Raw genomic sequence first — 21,117 nt, 5'->3', positions numbered from 1 at the left:
CGCGGCCGCTCCGGATGCGGCTAAGATGGCGGCATGGCATACGATAATGGCAAGACGGACGGCGCGCGGCCCATGCCGCCGTCGCGGCAGCTGGCTCCCAAAGGCAATGTGCTCGTGCTGGGCAACTCGGGCGTCGGCAAATCGACGCTCATCAACGCCGTCATCGGCGACGACGTCGCGAAGACGAGCTTCGGCACAAGCGGCACGACCAAGGAGCTCTCGATCTACGAAAGCCCGTCGGTGCCGTTCCGCGTCATCGACTCGATCGGCTTCGAGCCGTCGCCAATCGCGGCTTTGCGCGCCGTGCACGCGGTGCGCGCATGGTCGCGGGCGAGCGCGAAGGAAGGCAACGAGAACACGCGCATCAACGTGATCTGGTTCTGCGTGGACGGCACGGCGGCGAAGCTGTTCCGTGAGACAATCCGCAATCTGGCGAACGCGGTGCGGATGTGGAAGTCGGTGCCGATCGTCGCCGCCGTCACGAAATCGTATTCGCAGCCGGACCGCGAACGCAACGTCGCGATGGTGCGGGAGGCTTTCCACGGCACGCGCATCGAGTACAACCTGCGCGCGATTGTGCCGGTCGTCGCGCAGACCTACGTCATCAACGACACGGCGTTCGCGGCGCCGGAGGGTGTCGCCGACCTCATCGACGCGACGATGGAGGCGATGCCCGATGGGCTTCGCGGCGGTGCACACGACCTGCAGCAGTTCAAGCTGACGCGCAAGCGCATGCTCGCGCAAGGTCTGATCGGCGCATGCGTCGCGGCTGGCGCCACGGTGGGCGCCGTGCCGATCCCGATCGCCGACACGCTCGTATTGTCCCCGCTGGAGCTCGCCGAGCTGAACGGTCTGGCGCGCCTGTACGGCATCGACAAGGACGAGGACGCCAAGCAGTTCCTCGATTCGATTGTGCAGGTGGGCACGGCGAGCGTCATCGCGCATTCGGCGATCAGCGCGATCAAGGCGATTCCGGGGCTCAACCTCGCCGCGAGCGTCGTCAACGCGATCGTCGCCGCGAGCATCATCGCCGCGCTCGGCGAAGGCGCGGTCGCCGCGTTCGAACAGGTCTACACCGGGCGTAGAAGCATGCGCGACCTCGGTTGGGTGCGGCAGCTGATGGAGGAGCAGTTCGGCAACGCGTACCTCGGCAAGGTCAGCGCTATCGCCGAAGCCGCGCAGGGTGGCGGCAAGGACATGCGGCAGATGATCATCGACCTCGTCAAGTCGGCGTTCCTGCGACGGGAGAAGTAGGCGGTGGCGGAGTCGACATGCGGCACGGCGTCAACGGGGAGGGGCCGTGCCGCATGGAATGTGCTTGTCTGGATTCTTCCGACTCGGGAGAATGAATCAGATCACGCGGTATTATCTAGTTTCCTTGGTGTGCACAAGAGTTGGTCGGCGTGACGATCGCGCCTATATCGCATCTGCGCGCAGGTATCTGCGGAGATTACGGGCTATGGTCATGCTGGCGCCGCATTCTCTGATAGAGTAAATCTGCGGCGGGGCGAAGCGCGAGCGTGAAGGCGTTGGGCGCTCCCGTCAAGCTGTACCGAATGCATCGTCGCATATGGGAACCGATGGTTTCCCGAAGGGAGCGAAGGAGGAGAAACGATGACAACGAACGAAAGTGGCAGCCTTGGTAAGGATGATGAGAAGAAGAAGTGGTGGCAGCAGTGGAAAATCTGGGTTGTCATCGTGGGGCTGCTGGCTGCTATGGGAGCAGGATGGGCCACGAGCGTTGGATTCTATTCGCTGTTTCCGTGGACGATGCCGGCGTCAATGCGTGAGAAGGGCACCGAGGATACGCAGGTGATCCGTTCGATGCGACGGACGAGGGAGGTGTCGCTGCTGAGACTGGGCGTGACCGGCATCATATCGAAGGAGAACAAGAGCCATTTCTTCAATATGGAGATTCCCGGCACCGAACGTGCGCGGTTCATCCAGTACACCTTCGATGCGAAGCTCGGATTCGAGGGCAAGGACGTCGTCATCGAGGAGACCGGCGAGAACGCCTTCTATATCACGATTCCCGAGTTCAAATTCATCGGCTACGACGATCCCGAGTACCGGGTGATAGTCGAACAGAATGGGGCGTTGAGCTTCGGCACGCAGCAGATCGACTCCCTCGACATGGTCAACAACATCCTCACTGAGAAGGCGAAGAAGGAATACGTCGATTCGAACAGGGACATTCTCGAAGAGCAGGCGAAGTCGTTCTACACGTCCATCGTCAGAAGCGTCAGTCCGGAGACCCAACTGCATTTCACGTTCCAGCAGAGCGGCGACAAGGACGCCTGAGCAAGCCGCCGGAAAGCCGAGCGATCGTTGATCGTTGCGACGATAGGCGGATATAGAAACGAAGCGCCTCGTTGGCGATGCGTCGTTGACTGCATCGCCGCCGAGGCGCTTCGCTATGTGGCAACGCGGATGCCCTATGTCATGGATGTAATATATGCCGGAACCGATGTGGATGCGGATGTCGGTGCGGTCGCGTATGCGCCGGGTGGTGGATTTCAGAGCGCGCCGAACCACAGGTCTTCGGGATCGGAGATGTCTCCCTCATCTTCGTCATCATCCTCATCATCCTCATCATCTTCATCATCTTCATCTTCTTGCTTGTCCGCCATGTCCTGCATGTCGAGGGAATACTCGAATTGCTGTTCGATCGGGGTGGGGTAGGCGTCCTTGAGCAGCGCCGAGAACGATTCATTCGCCATGCCGTAGAACGCGCCGATGATCAATTGGAAGGTCAGGTCGTTTGGCATATCGCTGCTGGCGGCGAGCGATCGCATCAGATTCTGGAAGCGCTCGGGATTGGTGTAGCAGATCGTGGACATCTCGTAGAGCGTGAGCATCTTGGCCGCCAGCTCGTCGAAATACGAGGAGAAGAACAGGCGGTTGATCGTATCGGCGCGCCAATCGCGCAGCTCGGCATCGGGGGAGTTGTCGGGGGCGTCGATCCACTGGCGGATGGACAGGATGGCGTCGCTGCTCAGACCCGTATAAGAACTCGCCTTCTCCAGATCGAAGGACGTCTCGTCGGTTTCGCCGGTCAGATAGCCCACGTCGACGCCGAGGAAGTCAGCGATGAGCATCATCGTCTCGTATTTGGGAAAGCCGATGACGCCGTTGGCGGTCTGGTTGCCGGTGTTGAGCCACCTGCTGACGTCCTTCTGGTGGAAGCGCGTCAGATAGGTGCGGTTGAGCGCGCTGACGAATTCCACCTGTGTGAGGCCACGCTCCTTCAGACACTCGCGCAGTCGTTGCCGCCAGCAGGCGGCGCGAAGCTGGGTTATATCATCCATGCTATATTCCCCTTCTCTTAATCCGCGTATTTATAACATGATATGTCATTGACACTATATGACGAAGCTTCGAGAATGGAACAACAGGGCAGAGAACTCGTCATAATCCCCGGAAAACCGCCGATTTCGCGAGAGTAAGGAGAACGGTTCGCGAATAAAACATGCCCCTTAATGACGAGAAGCATGACAGGACACAAGTCCGCCATGACCGAAGGCCGGTCGTGGAGTATCTCTCGTCAGAAAGGAGTGCAGATATGTTCGCTCAGTTGGCAAGCATGATTCTGCGCGGCGTTCGAGAGTTGGATGAGGTGGCACGCGAGGTGTCGTCGGACGACGGCCGTCCGCGTCCTGCGGACGACGGGAGCCCGGCGGCCGCCATGGGGAGTTCTCTGCCGGAGCAGAACGACCGATAGGTGATCGGGTGCGCGGATGCATGGTCATGCATCCGCGCACCCTGACGCCAACGAGGAGGGAAGAAGCCATGGCCACGCCAGAAGTGAATCCGGGAGCGGGTTCGCAGCCGAGTCAACAGACATATATGGCATCGACGCATGACGTATACGGGGCATTGGAGCAGATGTTGCAGTTCAGCGCTGGATTCGATCTGATCCATAAGGACGATCAGACAAGGACCGTCACGTTCAGCGCTCCGAGCATCAGTGGACTGTTCGTTGCGAAGGTGGCGGAAGGCTCCGATCCTTCCTCCAGCATCGTGCAGGTGACGGTGCCGGTCGAAGCCGGCGAAGATGCGCAGTCGGAAATCGCAAAATTCTACAAGGATCTCGGCGACCAGCTGATGGTGCAGGGTGCGACGCAGACGATGCCGGCCACGACGACGACCGTGCTCAACACGCAGGAACAGCCGACACAGACGATGCCGACACCGCCGGAGGCGCCTGTGGCATCGGCTGCTCCGGCTGCGGACGCCGCCGCCGGCGAGAATCAGTCGGGCGCCCCGACGCATCGCGCGCCGAAGAACAAGTTCGCAGCGCTGCTGACCGACGAGAACACCGGCAAGACGTCCACGATGGCGATTGTCGCGCTTGTGGTCTCCGTCGTGTTCCTGATTTTCGGTTTTGTGGCCCTCGGTATGCATCCGCCGGTTGTGCTGTGCATCGTCTTCGCGGTTATCGCCGCGGTGTTGTGTGCGGCTGCGTATCTGAATACGCAGCCGGGCAAGGAACATGGCCGTCTGTTCACGGTGATCGCTGCGGGCGCCACCATCGTCGCGCTGGTGCTGTCGCTCATCGGTGCCACAGCAACCGGTTCCAGGGCGAGGGAATCGTCGTCCTCTGACTCCAGCGCGTCTTCTTCCGCTGCTGACGACCCCTTCTGCGAAGCAATTAGCTGGCCGACGGCTGGTGTAGGTGCGAAAGCTCCGAAGCCCAATGAACTCAAGGGTTATGTATGGAATGATGATGCGGATTACGTGAGTATCAAGGTCTGTAATGTCGATGATGCTGAGTTCGCAGAATACGTGAGCAAGACAAAGGACAATGGATTCGTTGGAGATTACAAAAGCTCAAGTTCTGACTATAGTGCAAAAGATTCTGAGGGAAACTATATTGATTTAACACACTATAGTTCTTTCGGAGAAATGGATGTTACAGTCAAATCTGCCGAACGATATCGCGCTGATATGAGCGAAAAGGAAAAGAAGGCAGAGGAGGAAGCTCAGAAGAAAGCCGAGGAGGAAGCCGCGAAGAAGGCCGAAGAGGAGAAGAAGGCCGAGGAGGAGCGCAAGAAGGCCGAGGAGGAGCAGAAGCGCCTCGAAGAGCAGGGGAGGAAGGCCCAGGAGGAGGAAGCGAAGAAGCAGCAGGAGGCGCAGAACCAGAACTCCGGTGGCGTGACCCCTGCCGTCAAGGAAGCGATGGATTCCTACGAGTCGTATATGAACAAGTACTGCGACTTCATGGAGAAGTACAATTCGTCCTCCGACCAGTCCGGCATGATGACCGAATACCTCAAGATGATGCAGGAATATTCGGATATGACGCAGAAGATCGAGGGAATGGATCAGTCCACATGGACCGACGCCGATCTGCAGTACTACCTTGGGGTCATGAACCGCGTCAACCAGCGGCTCGCCTCGGTCGGCTGATCCACTCCCATTCCCACTCCCAATCACAATCCACTTATCCGAAGGACCCATCATGACCGAATCGAATCCCGCGACACACCGCGTGCCAGTAGCTCGGCAAAGCTATCAAGCGCCCGTCGCGCAGACCTATGCCACGTTGCTGCAGACGTTGCGGTACAGTGCGGGATTCGACGTGGTCGGCAACGATGACGCCGCGCGCACCGTGAGTTTCCATCTTCCAAACGGTGGTGGTACATACGAGGCGCGCGTCGTCGAAAGCGGCGAACAGAGTGCGGTCATCATCGACGCGCCGCTCGGCGCGAACGACAGCAGTGGCGCATGCAGCCGCCTGTACCGTGAGCTTGCCGAACAGATGGCCGCGCAGAGCACCGTCGTTCCCTCGGATGTCATCGCGAAACGGCGGTTCTGGCGTTGGATCACCGCGGACAACAACGGACCACGTTCAAAATGGGCGATCGCCGCGGTCGTCGTCGCATGCCTTGGCGCGATATACGGCGTATCAAGCTTCGACGAATGGAGCCCGAACTGGAGCGGCGCCCTCATGTTCATCATCCTCATGTTCACCATATGCGGCGTGGCATTCGCGGTCACTGGGCGCCGAGGGCACGTGTCAGGACGCAACCTTGTCCTGATCGCGCTCGCGATCGCATGTGTCGCGACAGTACTGCTGCTGTGCGCGTCGATCGTCGTCCAAATCAGTCATGGGTAGCAATCATCCATTCATTCAATCAATCTTTCTTTTCTATATAAGGAGTCATCATGAAGAGGACATCACTCGCAGGACCGCGCGCGCTCACGATCATCGGATCACTCGTCATGCTCGTCTCACTCGTGCTGCCATACGCCACGGCAAGCAATGACACGATGACGGCGTTCACGATCGCGGAACGGTGGAAGGAAATGCAGCAGATCGCGAACATGAGCTTCGGCGTATCCGAGGTCATCCTCGGCATAATCATCGTCATCGCGGCATGCGGTGTGCTCGCGCTCATCTTCGCGATCGCCGCGAAAGGCATCCCGACGCTCGTCTTCGCGATCATCGCGACATTGACCTACGTCTATTTCAATATGAGCTTCACCCCATACGGATCCTATAGCCTCGGCTTCGGCGTCTATCTGTTCTACATCGCCGCCGTCGCCGTCATCGTAGGATCGATCTGGATGATCGTCGTCAAGCGCGGCAACAAGAACGCAGTCGCCAGCGCATGACAGCTAAGGCCGCTCTGGTACGGTGAATTTAGCTGAGAGAAGCACATTCCACAAGGAAGTGAGGAGGGACAGATATGCACAGCATCGATCTGCTGCCGAATGAAGGCATCATCGCGCAGTTTGACGGCGTCGGTTGCGAAAGCCCCGATTTCAAGGGCTTCGAGCGCGGAGAACTGACGTTGACCAACATGAGTCTCGTGTTCACGTACACGCAGATCAAGATGTTCGGCAAGGACATCGACCACACGTTCTCGTGGGCGCTGCGCGATATCAAGGTGGTGAACGGCAAGCCACAGCTCATCATCGACAAAGGCGACAACCACCAATGCGACATTCTGCTACGCAAAGGGAAGATCGAACTGCGTATGGAGTCCCATACGGATCTCATGAAGCTCGCGAACGGTATCAACAAGGAGATCACCGGCAGCGATGAGGACATCGTCGGTGCGCCGAAGACGTTCATTAGCGGCATCGCCAGCGCGTTGAGCGGCGCGACCAAGGAGATGGCGGAGGCGTTCAACATGAGCGGCCTGACTAAGCCGAAGGCTGCGAAGACGGTGTCGAAAACCTGCTTCGGTTGCGGGGCCGCGCTGCACGGCACCGAAGGCGCGTCGGTCACATGCGAATACTGCGGCAGGAACGAACACCTCTAAACCATATCCACGGGAACTTCAGAAAGTAGGCAGCTATGGCGTTAATCAGGGCATTCACCGGGGCGTTGGGCGGCACCTTCGCCGACCAGTGGCTCGACATCATCACCGTGGACCGCTTCGACGAGCATGCGGCGCTGATGCCGGGCGTCTACCAGGAGACGAACCGCGGGCGCGGCTCGAACACGCGGCATTCGGACGCGGTGATCTCCAATGGGTCACGCATCTACGTGCCGGAGAACACGGCCGCGTTCATCTTCGACCAGTCGGGCATCGAGAACATCATCACCGAATCGGGCGGCTATGAATACCGCACCGGCGGCACCGACAGCGTCTTCGCCGGCGACGGCATCGGCAAGTCGATCTTCGGTCAGATCGGCGAACGCTTCAAGTACGGCGGCGAGCCAGTGGCGAACAAGCGCGTCGCCTTCGTCAACCTGCGCGAGATCCGCGGCCTCAAATTCGGCACGCCGGCGCCGCTGATGTACCACGACAGGTTCTACGACACCGATCTGGACATCCGTGCACGCGGCATGATGTCGCTGCGCATCACGAACCCGACCGCCTTCATCCGACAGTTCGTGCCGCCGAACGTCGACTACATCAGCTTCGACGAGCCGAAGACGAAATCGCAGCTGCTGAGCGAATTCATGCAGTCGTTCTCGGTCGCGCTCAATTCGCTGTCGAACGAATACCGCATCTCCGAACTGCCGAGCCAAGCGAACGCGATCGCACAGGCGATCTCGGCGGACGCGGCGAACGCCGGCACGTGGGAGTCGCGCTTCGGCATCCATCTGGCCGGTATCGGCATCGAAAGCATCGAGTTCACGCCGGAATCGCGCGAACTCGTTAAGCAGTACGCGGCGAACCGCATGAACGTGACCGCATACGAGAACGTCTCGCAGCAGGCGTCGAACATCGCGGCGCAGCAGAAGATCGCCCAGGGCGTGCAGGACAACGGATTCGGCGATATGGGCGGCATGATGCTCGGCGTCGGCTTCGCACAGGGCGTCAACCCGATGACCGGCGCGATGCCCGGGCAGCAGATGGGGCAGCTCGTCAATTCGGCGAACGCCGCGGTGACGACGTCGGCTGCGCAGTCCGACGCGGCGGCGCAGAGCGGTTCTGCGCAGCCGTCCGCGCAGTCGTCGATGTCGCTGTCCGAGCAGATGGAGGCGCTGAAGAACCTCAAGGAACTGCTTGACGCCGGCATCCTCACGCAGGAGGAGTTCAACCTCAAGAAGAAGCAGATCCTGGGATTGTAGATACGATCCGCTGGTCTCCGCTGACGGAGATGGGCCCGCGCATCCGGTTGGGTGCGCGGGCCCGCGTTCGTTATGAAAGGCGAGGAGGAGGGCAGTCGGGGCATAGCCGGCGCGGAATGGTGCTTGGGTATGATCGGCGGCATTGATTCATGTCGCCTGCCGAACCAGCCAAGGTCGGACGCATATCTCGGTAATTCATATGAAAAAACGAGATATGCGCCGCAGGGAAGGAGGCTATCTCGGCTTGGATCATCGTATGCGCACATATTTGCACATGATTGGCGGTTATGCGCACATATTGTCTCAGATCCGCATGCGACCGCTCATTCTGCCCATGCGCATTCCCCGCTGGATGCCACCGTGGCCGCATAGCTCGGTTGTCCAGGCAAACAATCGAGCTATGCGGTTGGGTGGTTGCGGTTGGATGGTCGACCCATCGTATGGAGTGATGGCGCATGGGTGTTGTGGCCCTATCTGCGATTTTGGGGTGGTGCTGTTTTGAAGACCTCTGCTCGGATACCCCTTGAACCTACCATATGCACACAAAAGCGATAGGAAGCGCACGAATATCGGTCAAGTCTCCGGAGGTGCCCACCCTAAAATCGCAGATAGGGGCGCTAGTCGCGGTGCCGGGCCGGTGCAGGATGGTGCTTGGCCTTGAAGTCGATGGCATCGATGCGCCACACGGCCACCTTGCTCACCTGACGGGGGAGCAGCGGCGCGTCGGGCATGCCGGCGCACTGCTCGAGCAGCAGGCGCAACGCGGCGATCTTCTCCTCAACGTCGTCGACCAGACTCGCCGTGCCGGTGCCGACGAGCGAACGGAACTCCGTCGTCGTCGCGCAGGGCGTGTGACCGGTGTGAATCCGTGTGTCACAGTCCATTTCGAACGCGACCGGCAGCGCGTTGCCGGCGGCGCGGATCGCGTCGATCTTGCGCCCCTCGACCGCCGAATGCGCGAACAACGTGAGCCGGTGCGGTGTGGTCCCGAAATCGGCCGTGTATGCGAAGTTGACCGGCACGATCGTCAATCCCTGCGCATCCTGATAGGCGACGCGCATGTCATCGCAGTCGCGCAGGATTTGCTCGATCTGCGCCGGATCGGTCACCTCGCGCTCGGCGCGCCGCATGGGACGCGGCTGCGAAGAGGCAAAGCTCATGAGCTCCTCCTTACTTATAGCTGCGTATCCACACGCAGCTGCTCCTTATGGGAACGGCCCCGCGGAACGAATTCCGCGGGGCCGCCCAGACGTTCGCCGAACGCCGTCTCAGCCGAAGTACTCGACGCCGGCTTCGAAGATCGGCTGGTAGGTGTTGCCCGGCACGTTGAGATACAGGCCGTTGCCGGAACGCTCCGAATGGCCCATCTTGCCGAAGACACGGCCGTCAGGGCTCGTGATGCCCTCCACGGCGAGCAACGAACCGTTCGGGTTGACCGACAGGTCCATGCTCGGCACGCCGTCCTCGTCCACGTACTGCGTGGCGATCTGGCCGTTCGTGGCGAGCTGCGCGAGCATATCGGGAGATGCGACGAAACGGCCTTCACCATGCGAGATCGCGACGGTGTGCACATCGCCGACCTCGGTCTTCGCAAGCCACGGAGAAAGGTTTGACGCGACGCGTGTGCGCACCAGACGGCTCTGGTGACGTCCGATCTCGTTGAACGTGAGCGTCGGGCACGCGTCGGTCATCGGCACGATGTCGCCGAAGGGCACGAGGCCGAGCTTGATGAGCGCCTGGAAGCCGTTGCAGATGCCGAGCATCAGGCCGTCGCGGTTCTTGAGCAGATCGCGCACCGCCTCGGTGACGGCCGGCGCGCGGAAGAATGCCGTGATGAACTTCGCCGAACCGTCCGGTTCGTCGCCGCCCGAGAAACCACCGGGGATCATGACGATCTGGCTGCGGCCGATCTCGTCGACGAGCGCCTGAGCGGAGTCGGCGACGGCCTGCGGCGTGAGGTTGTTGACGATGAGCGTCGTCACCTCGGCGCCCGCGCGTTCGAACGCGGCCGCTGTGTCGTACTCGCAGTTGTTGCCGGGGAACACCGGGATGACGACGCGCGGCTTGGCGATCTTCGGTCCCGAATACTGCACGCGACGATCCGTCTCGAAGGAGATCGTCTCGACCTGCTCGCTCTCGGTGCCGGCCGGCGTGCGATACGGGAACACCGATTCGAGGCCGCGCTCCCACGTCTCCTGCAGCCGCGCCATCGGCAGATCCTCGTTAGCCGCATGGAAGACGTAGTCGTCAGTGGTCTCACCGATCAAGCCGATCTCGACGAGGTTCGAGGTCGCCGGAAGCTTCGCGTCATCGGTCAGTTCGACGATGAAGGAGCCGTATGCCGGCGCGAACAGGTCGTCGACGGTGATCGAGTCGTCGAGCCTGACGCCGATCCGATTGCCGAGTGTCATGCGGAACAGCGACTCCGCGGTACCGCCGTATCCCGGCGTGGCCACGGCGAGCGCGTCATGGAAGTCGACGAGCTCCTCGACGACGTGGAACGCCTCGAGCAGCGCGTCCTTGTCCGGCGTGAGGCCATCGGCGAGGTAGCGTGGCGCGATGCGCACGACGCGGTGCCCGGCCTGCTTGAACTCCGGGCTCGTTGCGCGGTTCATGTTGCCGACGGCGACGGCGAAGGAGATCAGCGTCGGCGGCACGTCGAGGTCCTCGAAGGATCCGGACATCGAATCCTTGCCGCCGATCGCGCCGACGCCGAGGTCGACCTGCGCCATCAGCGCGCCGAGCACGGCCGCGAGCGGCTTGCCCCAGCGTTCCGGTTCGTCGCGCAGCTTCTCGAAGTACTCCTGGAAGCTCAGATACGCCTTCTCATGCTCGAAGCCGGCGGCCACGAGCTTGGCGAGCGATTCGACGACGGACAGGTAGGCTCCGGTGAACTGGTTCTTCTCCATGATGTACGGGTTGAAGCCCCACGCCATCGCCGACGCAGTCGTCGTCTCCCCGAACACCGGGAGCTTGGCGACCATCGCCATCGGCGCGGTCAGCTGCGTGCGGCCGCCGAACGGCATCAGCACGGTGCCGGCGCCGATCGTCGAGTCGAAGCGCTCGGACAGGCCCTTGTTCGAGGCGACGTTGACGTCGGAGAGCATCGTGTCCATGCGTTCGGCGAGCGTGCCCTCGTTGAACGGCGTGACGTAGCCGTCCTGCATGGTCACATGCGCGTCCTGATGCTTGTCGGCGCCGTTCGACGCGAGGAACTCGCGCGACAGGTCGACGATCGCGTCGCCGTTCCAGCGCATGACCATGCGCGGCTCCTCGGTGACGGTCGCGATGACCGACGCCTCGAGGTTCTCCTCGGCGGCGTACCTGAGGAACTCGTCGACGTCCTCGGCGGCCACGTCGACGGCCATGCGCTCCTGCGATTCGGAGATCGCGAGCTCGGTGCCGTCGAGGCCCTCGTACTTCTTCGGCACCTGGTTGAGGTCGACGTCGAGGCCGTCGGCGATCTCGCCGACCGCGACCGAGACGCCGCCGGCGCCGAAGTCGTTGCAGCGCTTGATCAGGCGGCACGCGTCGCCGCGGCGGAACAGGCGCTGCAGCTTGCGCTCGACGGGCGCGTTGCCTTTCTGCACCTCGGCGCCGTCGAGTTCGAGCGATTCGACGTTGTGCGCCTTCGACGAGCCGGTCGCGCCGCCGATGCCATCACGTCCCGTGCGGCCGCCGAGCAGGATGATGCGGTCGCCGGGCGCCGGCGTCTCGCGGCGCACATGGTCGGCGGGCGTCGCCGCGACGACGGCGCCGACCTCCATGCGCTTGGCGACGTATCCCGGATGGTAGATCTCATCGACCTGGCCGGTCGCCAGACCGATCTGGTTGCCGTAGGAGGAGTAGCCGTGCGCGGCCGTCGTGACGAGCTTGCGCTGCGGCAGCTTGCCTTCGAGCGTCTCGTCGATAGGTGTGCGCGGATCGGCCGCGCCGGTCACACGCATCGCCTGATAGACGTAGGAGCGTCCCGACAGCGGGTCGCGGATGCAGCCGCCGATGCAGGTCGCCGCGCCGCCGAAGGGTTCGATCTCGGTCGGATGGTTGTGCGTCTCGTTCTTGAACAGGAACAGCCAGTCCTCGTCCTCGCCGTCGACGTCCACCTTCACCTTGACGGTGCACGCGTTGATCTCCTCGGATTCGTCGAGGTTCGTCAGGATGCCGTTCGCCTTGAGCCACTTCGCACCGAGCGTGCCCATGTCCATCAGCGTCACCGGACGGTCGCCGCGGCCGAGCTCCTCGCGCATCCTCAGGTAGCGTTCGAAGGCGCCCCGGACGGTCTCGTCGTCGATCGTCACATGGTCGAGCTGCGTGCCGAAGGTCGTGTGGCGGCAGTGATCGGACCAGTACGTGTCGATGACCTTGATCTCGGTGATCGTCGGGTCGCGTTCCTCGCCGACGAAGTAGTCGCGGCAGAACTGCAGGTCGGCGACGTCCATCGCGAGCCCGCGGTCGTCGATGAAGCGTTCGAGCTGCTCGTCGTCCATGTCGCGGAAACCGTCGATGACCTCGACCTTGCCGGGCGTCGGGATCTGCGTCGCGAGCGTGTCGCGCGTCGCGAGGCTCGCCTCGCGCGCTTCGACCGGGTTGATGACGTACTTCTTGATTGCGTCGATGTCCGGCGCGCTCAGGTTGCCCTTGAGCGCGTAGAGCGTGGCCGAGCGCACAGTCGGCCGTTCACCCTGGCTGATGAGCTGGATGCATTCGCTCGCCGAGTCGGCTCGCTGGTCGAACTGACCGGGCAGGAACTCGACGGCGAAGACGGCATCGTCACCGAAGTCGGGAAGGTCGAAGGACACCTCGTCGGACTGCGGCTCGCTGAAGACGGTCGGCACGACCTGTCCGAACAGCTCCTCGCCGATGCCTTCGACATCGTAGCGGTTGATCAGTCGGATCCGTTCGAGCGGCTTGATGCCCAGAATCGTCCTGAGTTCCTGGGTGAGCTGCTGGGCCTCGACGTCAAAGCCCGGCTTCTTTTCAACATATACGCGGAAAACCACGGTTCTTCCTTGCTCTCTTGACTCTGATGGTTGCAGGTGGAATGGGTAGGAATGCAATGAAATTGGGGGATGAAGGGCACGCGGCCACAGGCGGCGCGCCGCCGGGGACGGCAAAACGGCCCGCATCCGGTGGGTGCCGGATGCGGGCCGTCGGCGTCATTCGGCGCGTTCGATGCCTTCCTGCTCGGCGAGTGCCGTCAGGCGGTCGTAGATCTCCTCGTAGGCGGGGATGATGTTGCCCAGGTCTCGGCGGAACAGGTCCTTGTCGAGATGCTCGATCTGTCCCGAGCCGTCCTTCAGGTCCCACAGGCGGCACGTGTCCGGCGTGATCTCGTCGGCGAGCAGGATCGTGCCGTCGGAGGTCTTGCCTTCCTCGATCTTGAAATCGACGAGCTGCACGTCGATCTTCGAGAAGATGTCGAGCAGCGCGTCGTTGACGGCGCGCGCCTGCTTCGAGATCTCGGCGAGCTCCTCGTCGGAGGCCAGGCCGAGCGCGACGATGCCGTCGTCGTTGATGAAGGGGTCGCCGAGTTCGTCGGACTTGTAGCAGAACTCGAGGATCGGGCGCTCGAGCTTCGTGCCTTCCTCGACGCCGTAGCGCTTCGCGAAGGAACCGGCCGCCGTGTTGCGCATAATGATCTCAAGCGGATACATGTCCATCGAGCGCACGAGCTGCTCGGTGTCCGAGATGCGCTTGATGAAGTGGGAGTCCACGCCGCGCGCCTTGAGCAGGTCGAAGAGGACCGAGGTGATGCGGTTGTTGAGGCTGCCTTTGCCTTCAATCTGAGCCTTCTTCGCGCCGTTGCCGGCGGTCGCCTGGTTCATGTATTCGACCCACAGGACGTCCGGGTCGTCCGTTGCGTACAGTTTCTTGGCCTTGCCCTCGTAGAGCTTGTCCATCTTCTGCATGGTGTTGCTTCTGCCTTCCGTGGATAAGAGGAATGGAACGCTGTGAACTGACGCCCTCAGCCTAGCAAGCGGCGGCAACATGGGCGCGTCCCTTCTCACGTTTCAAACAACGTGCGGGGCGCGCCCGCGCGCGGCTCACACGATGCTGATCTGCAGCGCCTGCGCGGTCTCGACGGCGCGGATACGCGCCTCCTCGACGTCCTGTCCGAGCGCGAGCGCGACGCCCATGCGACGGTGACCGTCGACCTTCGGCTTGGCGAACACGCGCACGTCGACGCCCGGCTGCGCGAGCGCCTCGTCGAGGTCGTGGAATTCGGCCTCGCCGTGTCCCTCGACGACGATCGCATGGCTCGCGGCTGCCGTGTACTTCGGGATGTTGAGCGCGACGTGGCCTTCCTTGACCGGCACGCCGAGCATCGCGCGCGCATGCAGGTCGAATTCGCTCAGCCGCTGGCTGATCATCGTGACCATGCCGGTGTCGTGCGGCCGCGGCGAGACCTCGTTGAACAGGACGGTGCCGTCCTTGAGCACGAACAGTTCGACGCCGAAGACGCCCCACGCCGTGTCGGTGCCGGCGCGCGCGACGAGTCCCTCGACGACGGCGTGCGCGATGCGGCGCGCCTCCTCGAGCACGTCGGCGGCCACGTTCGCCGGCTGCCACGAGTCGCGGTAGTCGCCGTCCTGCTGCCGCTGTCCGATCGGCTCGCACACGACGACGCCCGAGATCGAGCTGACCGTGAGCATCGTCAGTTCGTAGTCGAGGTCGACGAGACGCTCGACGATGACGCGGGAGACGTCGCCTTCGTCGTGCGCGCGGCGTCCCTGCTGCGCCGCCGTCCACGCGTCGTCGACGCCGTCTGCGGCGCGCACGACCGACTGGCCGTGCCCGGAGGAGCTCATGACCGGCTTGACGACGCACGGATAGCCGATCGCGTCGGCCGCCTGCCTGAGTTCGTCGAGGGTGCCGGCGAAACGGAACGTCGTCGTCGGCAGTCCGAGTTCGCGCGCGGCGAGCGTGCGCAGCGCCTCGCGGTCCATGCACGTCGCCGCGATTCTGGCGCTCGGCACGATGCGCACGCCGTCGTGCTCTGCCGTTTCGAGCACCGACGTCGCGATCGCCTCGACCTCGGGGATGATGATGTCCGGATGCACGTCGGCGATGAGTGCGCGCAACGCATCGGCGTTCGCCATGTCGACGACGTGCGCCTCGTGCGCGACCTGCTGCGCCGGCGCGTCCGCATACGAATCGGCCGCGATGACGCGCACGCCGAGACGCGTCAGCGAGATCGCGACCTCCTTGCCGAGCTCGCCGGAGCCGAGCAGGAGCGCGCGGGTGGGATGTTTGCCGTTGGGGGTGCCGAGTGCACAATCGATTTTCGTCATGGCAACCATTGTGCCACCGGCAGTGCACGGCCGCGCCGTGGGCGCCGCGTGGGCACGAACCGCCGGTTCGGCGCCGCGGCCGCTAGACTGGACGACTATGTGCGCACAACAGAACACGGCATCCGCTGACGCGGAGCAGCAGCACGACGAACGGCCGCTCAAGGTCGCGCTCGTCGTCGACACGTCCGGCAACGGCGGCAACGGTACCTCCAATTCGGCGACCCAATGGGCGGCGGAGCTGCGGCGGCAGGGGCATGAGGTGCGCCTCGTCGGCATCGGCGCGCCCGAATACCCGGCGAGGGAGAACCGCATCCCGCTTGTCAGCTGGATCTCGGCGAAGCAGCAGATGCAGTTCGCGCAGCCGAGCCGTACGCTCTTCGACCGCGCCTTCGACGGCGTCGACGTCGTGCACATCTACGAGCCGTTCAAGTTCGGACGGCATGCGCTCGAGAACGCGCGCGAGCACGGGCTGCCGGTGACCGCCGGATTCCACGTGCAGCCGGAGAACGTCATGTATTCGGCGGGTCCGTTGCGCTACATCCCCGGCATGAACTCGTTCCTGTACTGGCTCTTCCACCATTGGCTCTACCGCAACGTCGACGCGATCCATGTGCCGACGAGGCTCGGCGCGCATCTGCTCGAGGAACACCATTACGGCGAGCCGATCTACGTCATCTCGAACGGCTACCAGCCGAGGTTCACTGCGAAGCAGCAGCGTCCAGGCGCCGAGCCCGCCGGCGTGCCGTTCCGCATCATCGCCTCGGGCAGGCTCGCCAATGAGAAGAACCATGTGGAGCTCATCGAGGCGATCTCGATGAGCGCGCACGCCGACGACATCCATCTGACGATCGCCGGAACCGGCCCGATCAGGCGCCGTGTCATGCGCAAGGCGCGCAAGCTGCTCAAACGCCCGGCGACGATCGGCTTCCACCGCAACGCCGACATGCCGGATCTGCTGCGCTCGTGCGACCTGCTGTGCCATCCGTCGATCGCCGATCTCGAATCGGTGAGCGTCATCGAAGGCATGGCGTGCGGCCTCGTGCCGGTCATCGCCGATTCGCCGCTGAGCGCGGCCGGGCAGTTCTCGCTGACGCCGGAGTCGTCGTATCCGGTCGGGCATCCCGAAGGGCTTGCCGACCGCATCGACTGGTGGATCGACCATCCGCGCGAACTCAACGAGTGGGGGCAGACCTACGCCGAACACACGAAGGAGACGTATTCGGTCGAACAGTCGGTGAAACGCTTCGTGCGGATGGAACGCGAGGTCATCGCCGCGCATCAGGCGGGCAAGCGCGCCGCCGGCAATTCGGACGGACGGTGACGTCGCGCGGGTAATGACGGTAATGACATTGTGCGCAGGACATCGCACAAGATGATAAGAACGGCTGCGGCCGCCGGCGTCACGGGACGTCGGCGGCCGCAGCCGTATTCGGAATCGATGCAGCGAGGGAATCGGTTCGCAAAAATCAATTCACGGAAACTCACAGGTAGGAGATCAGTTCGGCCGTCTGCTCGTCGGTCGTCGCCCAGCTCGTGCAGATGCGCAGCATGACGCGGTCGGTGCCGACGGCCTCCATGAAACCGAGCGTCACATGCTTGGCCAGTTCGGCAGCTTTCTTGTCGGAGACGGTGATGAAGATCTGGTTCGTCTGCGAGACGAAGGCCACGTCGTAGCCTTTGTCCGTCAGCGCCTGACGGATCTTGTCGGCCTCCTTGTTCGCATGTTCGGACAGCTTGAAGTACAGGTCGTCGGTGAACAGCGTGTCGAACTGCAGACCCAGCAGCCAACCCTTCGCGAGCAGTGCGCCGTGCTGCTTGACGAGCGTCGTGAAGTTCCTCGGCGTGTTGCCGCGCGTGAACACGACGGCCTCGCCGAACATCGCGCCGACCTTCGTGCCGCCGATCGTGAAGACGTCGGCGACGCGCGCGATGTCGTCGAGGTTCGCGTCGTTGCCGTCGCTCGTCAGCGCGTAGCCGAGGCGCGCGCCGTCGATGAACAGCGGCAGCTTGCGGTCGTGCGCGACCTGGGAGAGCGCCTCGAGCTCCTCGAGCGTGTAGACGGTGCCGTATTCGGTCGGCTGGGAGATGTAGACGGCGCCGGGGAAGACCATGTGCTCGTGGTTGGCGTCGGCATAGAAGCGCTCGCAGTAGTCGTCGAGCTGCGCCGCCGTGATCTTGCCGTCCTCGTTTGGCAGCGGGAGCACCTTGTGGCCGGTGGCCTCGATCGCGCCCGCCTCATGCGTGTTAATATGGCCGCTGTCCGCGCACACGACGCCCGCGTACTGCGGCGTGATCGCCGAGATGACCGTCTGATTCGTCTGCGTGCCGCCGACGAGGAACCACACCTGCGCCTCGGGGTCGTCGCACAGTTTGACGATCTTGTCCGCCGCGATCTTGCAATAGTCGTCGGTGCCGTAGCCGGGGTGCTGCTCGTGCTCGATCTGCTGCATGCGGGTCAGGATCTGCGGCGCGGCCGTCGAGGAATAATCGTTCTGGAAGGACAGCATGATGGGCTCCTTGGGTCTGGACGTGTTGGGTCGGGATATGCGTGGTCCGTATCGTAGGCAAGTCTAGTCGGTCGGCGGCTGCGTGCCGCGGATTGCGGTGACGGTGAACGGACGGCGGGGGACGCGCGGGGCGCGCGTGACGGATCGTTCGAGCGATTGCGCCAGTGAGAGCGCGGGCATGCGGGCGCTCAGATCCTCATGCCAGCGAGCGGAGACGGCGAGGAAGATCAGGTAGATGTACGGCATGCAGAGGTTCGTCTCCAACAGCGAATCGATGACGAGCGGCTTGAGCGACTGCAGCGGGCTCAGTCCGGCGCTGCGGATACCGCCGAGCAGCAGCGCGAGCTCCCACGCGAACTGGATGCCGATGCCGCACACGAGCAGCCACCGGATGTCGATGCGCAGCGCGGGACGCAGGGCGAAGCCCAGGTTGTGGACAATGACGGCCGCGTAGCCGACGAACAGGATGAGCGCCATCCAACCGTGGTAGGCGCCCGTCGTGCGCTGGATGACGATCGGGTGCGCGGCTTGGCCGGGCAGGAAACGCGACGTGAGCGTCTGCGCGATGAGCGGCGCGCAGAACCACCAGCCGAAGATCAGCGTCGACCATTCGATGAGACGGTCGTCGCGGCGCAGATATAGCCAGATCCAGGTGAAGTTCGTGAATCCGTAGCTCATCGACATCCACAGCAGCACCCAGAACAACGACGCGTTCGGCGAGATCGAACGCGTATGGAGGGCCAGATGGAAGATGCCGAAGTCGACGGCGAAGTAGAGGAGCCCGGCGGCGAGGCCGATGAGCACCGTCATGCGGCGACGGCGCCACAGCAGCAGTCCGGCGTACAGGACGAGGAACGCGATGTCGAGCCAGATGTAGCACGGGGCGAACTGGCGGCGCGCAATGAAATCGGCGGTGGTTGCGGCGGTTGTGGCGGTTGCCACGGATGTGGCGGCTGCGGGGAGGGCGAGGATCATCATGGTTCCAGCGTAGACGATGGCGGTGCGGGGGCTGGTATGGGAACGCTGGTATGGGAACGGAGGGAAGTCCGAACACAAAAAAAGGGGCGGCCCCCGGAGTGTCTAGGTAGCTTCGGGGGCCGCCTCGTCTGTTTTTTCTGTTTCCTCTGTACCTCATCCTCACTGTCGTCGGACGACCTGTGCGCCTTCCTGCGCTGTGTCGAATCCGCGGGGATGCGCGTCGCGTTCGCACCACCATGTGCCTGCGCTGTGCCTGTGTCTGCGCCTGCGCTGTGCGTCGGCTCCTCGTGGATGACTCCCGCTGGATCCTCCTGCGGAATCGGACCCTAGTGTTGTGGTGTACCTCTTCGGTGGGGTCAGCCTCTTTCGGGGTGCCAGCCGCTGCCAGCGGGTGGCGTGGCCGTGGGGCGGGTATCGCCTTCGATGCACGCCGTGCGGGTCGTCTCGATCAGGAGCGCCGTTCGATCTCAATCCATCATTCATGCGGCTCATGCGTCATTCATTCGCATCAGGAAACCATGCACCGTTGATCAAGGAAACCATCATGCTGGAAAGGAGTTGCAGCGCCACATGCGCTTCATGTTGTAGCCCTGTTGAATTATGTCTCCAGTCTACTCCCGATTGGTTCGCGACAGGCCGTGCACCGGATGCGACACGCCGTGGGAACGGGTCGGGGGCGGATGGTGTATAGTGTTCATCTGTTGCCCGGTTCTTCACGGAACCGTTGCGATGGTGGCTATAGCTCAGTTGGTAGAGCATCTGATTGTGGTTCAGAAGGTCGCGCGTTCGAGCCGCGTTAGCCACCCCACCTCAGACCCTCCCTCGCGGAGGGTCTTCGTGTTTCCGCGCCCGTTCTCGGCCGGCGCTTCCGCCCCGTTCCGTCGTCCGCGTCGACAATCCGTCCCGCGGAGGGATCGCAATGCGGGTCGGTTCGTCGACGTTGGCGACGGTTCGGCCTGCGGAAGGGTCTAGTTGCGAGTTGGTTCGTCGACTCCGGCGATGGGTCGCCCCGGAGCGGGTTGGTTTGTCGGTAGGGGCGAGGATTCTGCCCGCGGATGGGCCCGCTTGCGGGGTGGGTCGTCGACGGGGAAGATGGAACGGGACGCAGTGGGATACGACAAGGACGCGGCGGTGGAGAGCCAATTGTGAAGACACACCGAGGGAGCCTTCACAATTGATTGTTATCCGGGCTTCGTGGTATATTCATCGATTGTGTGTGCCAGCCGCGCACCTTATGTGACAGGAGCATGTGCTGGGATATCCCCGAGTTCGTTTGCATCATGCGCAGCAATGCGACCAGTGAGAGAACGAAGGGTCATCGGGCCGGTGAACAGTGGCTGTCTTTTCTTCGTTCAGTGCATCGGGGGAGAGTGAGGCTGCGATCAGTCGGCTTCACTAGGAAGAACAGAAACCACTGAATCGGAGAATTCAAGTTGCCTACTATTGAACAGCTTGTCCGTAAGGGACGTAAGGCAAAGCCGAAGAAGTCCAAGACGCTGGCGCTCAAGGGAAGCCCGCTGCGCCGCGGCGTGTGCACCCGTGTGTACACGACGACGCCGAAGAAGCCGAACTCGGCTCTGCGTAAGGTCGCTCGTGTGCGCCTGAGCTCGGGCGTCGAAGTCACCGCCTACATTCCGGGCGAGGGCCACAACCTGCAGGAGCACTCGATCGTGCTCGTGCGCGGCGGCCGTGTCAAGGATCTGCCGGGCGTGCGCTACCACATCGTGCGCGGCGCGCTCGATACGCAGGGTGTCAAGGATCGTAAGCAGGGCCGTTCCCTGTACGGAGCAAAGAAGGCGAAGTAAGA

General features: G+C 62.8%; 16 protein-coding genes and 1 tRNA gene. 10 read left to right on the top strand and 7 right to left on the bottom strand.

Going from position 1 to position 21,117, the window contains the following annotated elements; all coding sequences use genetic code 11:
• Positions 1-33: 33 nt before the first annotated feature.
• Both G606_RS09405 and G606_RS09400 read left to right on the top strand, forming a co-directional pair.
• Positions 34-1,254 carry a GTPase gene (locus G606_RS09405; RefSeq protein ID WP_051198304.1) on the top strand — a complete coding sequence of 407 codons (1,221 nt, stop codon included), beginning with the start codon at positions 34-36 and terminating at the stop codon, positions 1,252-1,254.
• Between the two features lie 360 nt (positions 1,255-1,614).
• On the top strand, positions 1,615-2,301 hold the full coding sequence (locus G606_RS09400) for a hypothetical protein (RefSeq protein ID WP_231371368.1): 687 nt from the start codon (positions 1,615-1,617) through the stop codon (positions 2,299-2,301).
• A gap of 215 nt (positions 2,302-2,516) precedes the next feature.
• Here G606_RS09400 and G606_RS09395 read toward each other — a convergent pair whose 3' ends face one another.
• On the bottom strand, positions 2,517-3,308 hold the full coding sequence (locus tag G606_RS09395; protein ID WP_231371367.1) for a helix-turn-helix domain-containing protein: 792 nt from the start codon (positions 3,306-3,308) through the stop codon (positions 2,517-2,519).
• A gap of 481 nt (positions 3,309-3,789) precedes the next feature.
• On the opposite strand from G606_RS09395, the gene G606_RS0101225 reads away from it, so the two are divergent.
• From G606_RS0101225 to G606_RS0101205, 5 genes are all read left to right on the top strand, one after another.
• On the top strand, positions 3,790-5,409 hold the full coding sequence (locus G606_RS0101225) for a DUF6591 domain-containing protein (RefSeq protein ID WP_051198303.1): 1,620 nt from the start codon (positions 3,790-3,792) through the stop codon (positions 5,407-5,409).
• Positions 5,410-5,461: 52 nt separating this feature from the next.
• Complete coding sequence (locus G606_RS09390; protein ID WP_051198301.1) at positions 5,462-6,118, top strand: hypothetical protein; 657 nt, start codon at positions 5,462-5,464, stop codon at positions 6,116-6,118.
• A gap of 50 nt (positions 6,119-6,168) precedes the next feature.
• Complete coding sequence (locus tag G606_RS0101215; protein ID WP_026644469.1) at positions 6,169-6,618, top strand: hypothetical protein; 450 nt, start codon at positions 6,169-6,171, stop codon at positions 6,616-6,618.
• A gap of 74 nt (positions 6,619-6,692) precedes the next feature.
• The gene (locus tag G606_RS0101210; RefSeq protein ID WP_026644468.1) at positions 6,693-7,271 is read left to right on the top strand and encodes a hypothetical protein; all 579 of its coding nucleotides are present in this window, start codon (positions 6,693-6,695) and stop codon (positions 7,269-7,271) included.
• Positions 7,272-7,306: 35 nt separating this feature from the next.
• The gene (locus G606_RS0101205; RefSeq protein ID WP_026644467.1) at positions 7,307-8,533 is read left to right on the top strand and encodes an SPFH domain-containing protein; all 1,227 of its coding nucleotides are present in this window, start codon (positions 7,307-7,309) and stop codon (positions 8,531-8,533) included.
• A gap of 617 nt (positions 8,534-9,150) precedes the next feature.
• On the opposite strand, the gene G606_RS0101200 is transcribed toward G606_RS0101205, so the two are convergent.
• From G606_RS0101200 to purT, 4 genes are all read right to left on the bottom strand, one after another.
• On the bottom strand, positions 9,151-9,693 hold the full coding sequence (locus G606_RS0101200) for a pyridoxamine 5'-phosphate oxidase family protein (protein WP_231371366.1): 543 nt from the start codon (positions 9,691-9,693) through the stop codon (positions 9,151-9,153).
• Between the two features lie 108 nt (positions 9,694-9,801).
• Positions 9,802-13,533 carry a phosphoribosylformylglycinamidine synthase gene (locus G606_RS0101195; protein ID WP_026644465.1) on the bottom strand — a complete coding sequence of 1,244 codons (3,732 nt, stop codon included), beginning with the start codon at positions 13,531-13,533 and terminating at the stop codon, positions 9,802-9,804.
• A gap of 156 nt (positions 13,534-13,689) precedes the next feature.
• Complete coding sequence (purC, locus tag G606_RS0101190; protein ID WP_026644464.1) at positions 13,690-14,442, bottom strand: phosphoribosylaminoimidazolesuccinocarboxamide synthase; 753 nt, start codon at positions 14,440-14,442, stop codon at positions 13,690-13,692.
• A 135-nt stretch (positions 14,443-14,577) separates the two neighbouring features.
• The gene (purT, locus tag G606_RS0101185) at positions 14,578-15,834 is read right to left on the bottom strand and encodes a formate-dependent phosphoribosylglycinamide formyltransferase (protein ID WP_423734399.1); all 1,257 of its coding nucleotides are present in this window, start codon (positions 15,832-15,834) and stop codon (positions 14,578-14,580) included.
• A gap of 88 nt (positions 15,835-15,922) precedes the next feature.
• Here purT and G606_RS0101180 point away from each other — a divergent pair, with 88 nt between their 5' ends.
• Positions 15,923-17,146 (top strand): glycosyltransferase, encoded by a 1,224-nt coding sequence (locus tag G606_RS0101180; RefSeq protein ID WP_026644462.1) that lies wholly within the window; start codon positions 15,923-15,925, stop codon positions 17,144-17,146.
• A 160-nt stretch (positions 17,147-17,306) separates the two neighbouring features.
• Here the strand turns inward: G606_RS0101180 and G606_RS0101175 are convergent, their stop codons facing one another.
• Both G606_RS0101175 and G606_RS11095 read right to left on the bottom strand, forming a co-directional pair.
• Positions 17,307-18,332, bottom strand: a complete 1,026-nt coding sequence (locus G606_RS0101175; RefSeq protein ID WP_026644461.1) for a threonine aldolase family protein — start codon at positions 18,330-18,332, stop codon at positions 17,307-17,309.
• A 63-nt stretch (positions 18,333-18,395) separates the two neighbouring features.
• Entirely contained in the window at positions 18,396-19,310 is a 915-nt protein-coding gene (locus tag G606_RS11095) for a hypothetical protein (protein ID WP_155802706.1), read from the bottom strand.
• A gap of 732 nt (positions 19,311-20,042) precedes the next feature.
• Between G606_RS11095 and G606_RS0101165 the strand changes: the two genes are divergently transcribed.
• Positions 20,043-20,118, top strand: a tRNA-His gene (locus tag G606_RS0101165).
• A gap of 625 nt (positions 20,119-20,743) precedes the next feature.
• The gene (rpsL, locus tag G606_RS0101160) at positions 20,744-21,115 is read left to right on the top strand and encodes a 30S ribosomal protein S12 (RefSeq protein WP_006294990.1); all 372 of its coding nucleotides are present in this window, start codon (positions 20,744-20,746) and stop codon (positions 21,113-21,115) included.
• Positions 21,116-21,117 lie beyond the last annotated feature (2 nt).

This window comes from Bifidobacterium sp. AGR2158 (assembly GCF_000424225.1).
GTDB classification, from domain to species: Bacteria; Actinomycetota; Actinomycetes; order Actinomycetales; family Bifidobacteriaceae; genus Bifidobacterium; species Bifidobacterium anseris.
The sequence above is the reverse complement of the archived record's forward strand: the minus strand, read 5'-3'. Positions and strand labels throughout refer to the sequence as shown.

What these genes read in the sequence shown, in the direction of transcription:
- G606_RS09405 (WP_051198304.1), top strand. Translation starts at nt 34, where the DNA reads ATGGCATACGATAATGGCAAGACGGACGGCGCGCGGCCCATGCCGCCG.
- G606_RS09400 (WP_231371368.1), top strand. Translation starts at nt 1,615, where the DNA reads ATGACAACGAACGAAAGTGGCAGCCTTGGTAAGGATGATGAGAAGAAG.
- G606_RS09395 (WP_231371367.1), bottom strand. Translation starts at nt 3,308, where the DNA reads ATGGATGATATAACCCAGCTTCGCGCCGCCTGCTGGCGGCAACGACTG.
- G606_RS0101225 (WP_051198303.1), top strand. Translation starts at nt 3,790, where the DNA reads ATGGCCACGCCAGAAGTGAATCCGGGAGCGGGTTCGCAGCCGAGTCAA.
- G606_RS09390 (WP_051198301.1), top strand. Translation starts at nt 5,462, where the DNA reads ATGACCGAATCGAATCCCGCGACACACCGCGTGCCAGTAGCTCGGCAA.
- G606_RS0101215 (WP_026644469.1), top strand. Translation starts at nt 6,169, where the DNA reads ATGAAGAGGACATCACTCGCAGGACCGCGCGCGCTCACGATCATCGGA.
- G606_RS0101210 (WP_026644468.1), top strand. Translation starts at nt 6,693, where the DNA reads ATGCACAGCATCGATCTGCTGCCGAATGAAGGCATCATCGCGCAGTTT.
- G606_RS0101205 (WP_026644467.1), top strand. Translation starts at nt 7,307, where the DNA reads ATGGCGTTAATCAGGGCATTCACCGGGGCGTTGGGCGGCACCTTCGCC.
- G606_RS0101200 (WP_231371366.1), bottom strand. Translation starts at nt 9,693, where the DNA reads ATGAGCTTTGCCTCTTCGCAGCCGCGTCCCATGCGGCGCGCCGAGCGC.
- purC (WP_026644464.1), bottom strand. Translation starts at nt 14,442, where the DNA reads ATGCAGAAGATGGACAAGCTCTACGAGGGCAAGGCCAAGAAACTGTAC.
- purT (WP_423734399.1), bottom strand. Translation starts at nt 15,834, where the DNA reads ATGGTTGCCATGACGAAAATCGATTGTGCACTCGGCACCCCCAACGGC.
- G606_RS0101180 (WP_026644462.1), top strand. Translation starts at nt 15,923, where the DNA reads ATGTGCGCACAACAGAACACGGCATCCGCTGACGCGGAGCAGCAGCAC.
- G606_RS0101175 (WP_026644461.1), bottom strand. Translation starts at nt 18,332, where the DNA reads ATGCTGTCCTTCCAGAACGATTATTCCTCGACGGCCGCGCCGCAGATC.
- G606_RS11095 (WP_155802706.1), bottom strand. Translation starts at nt 19,310, where the DNA reads ATGATGATCCTCGCCCTCCCCGCAGCCGCCACATCCGTGGCAACCGCC.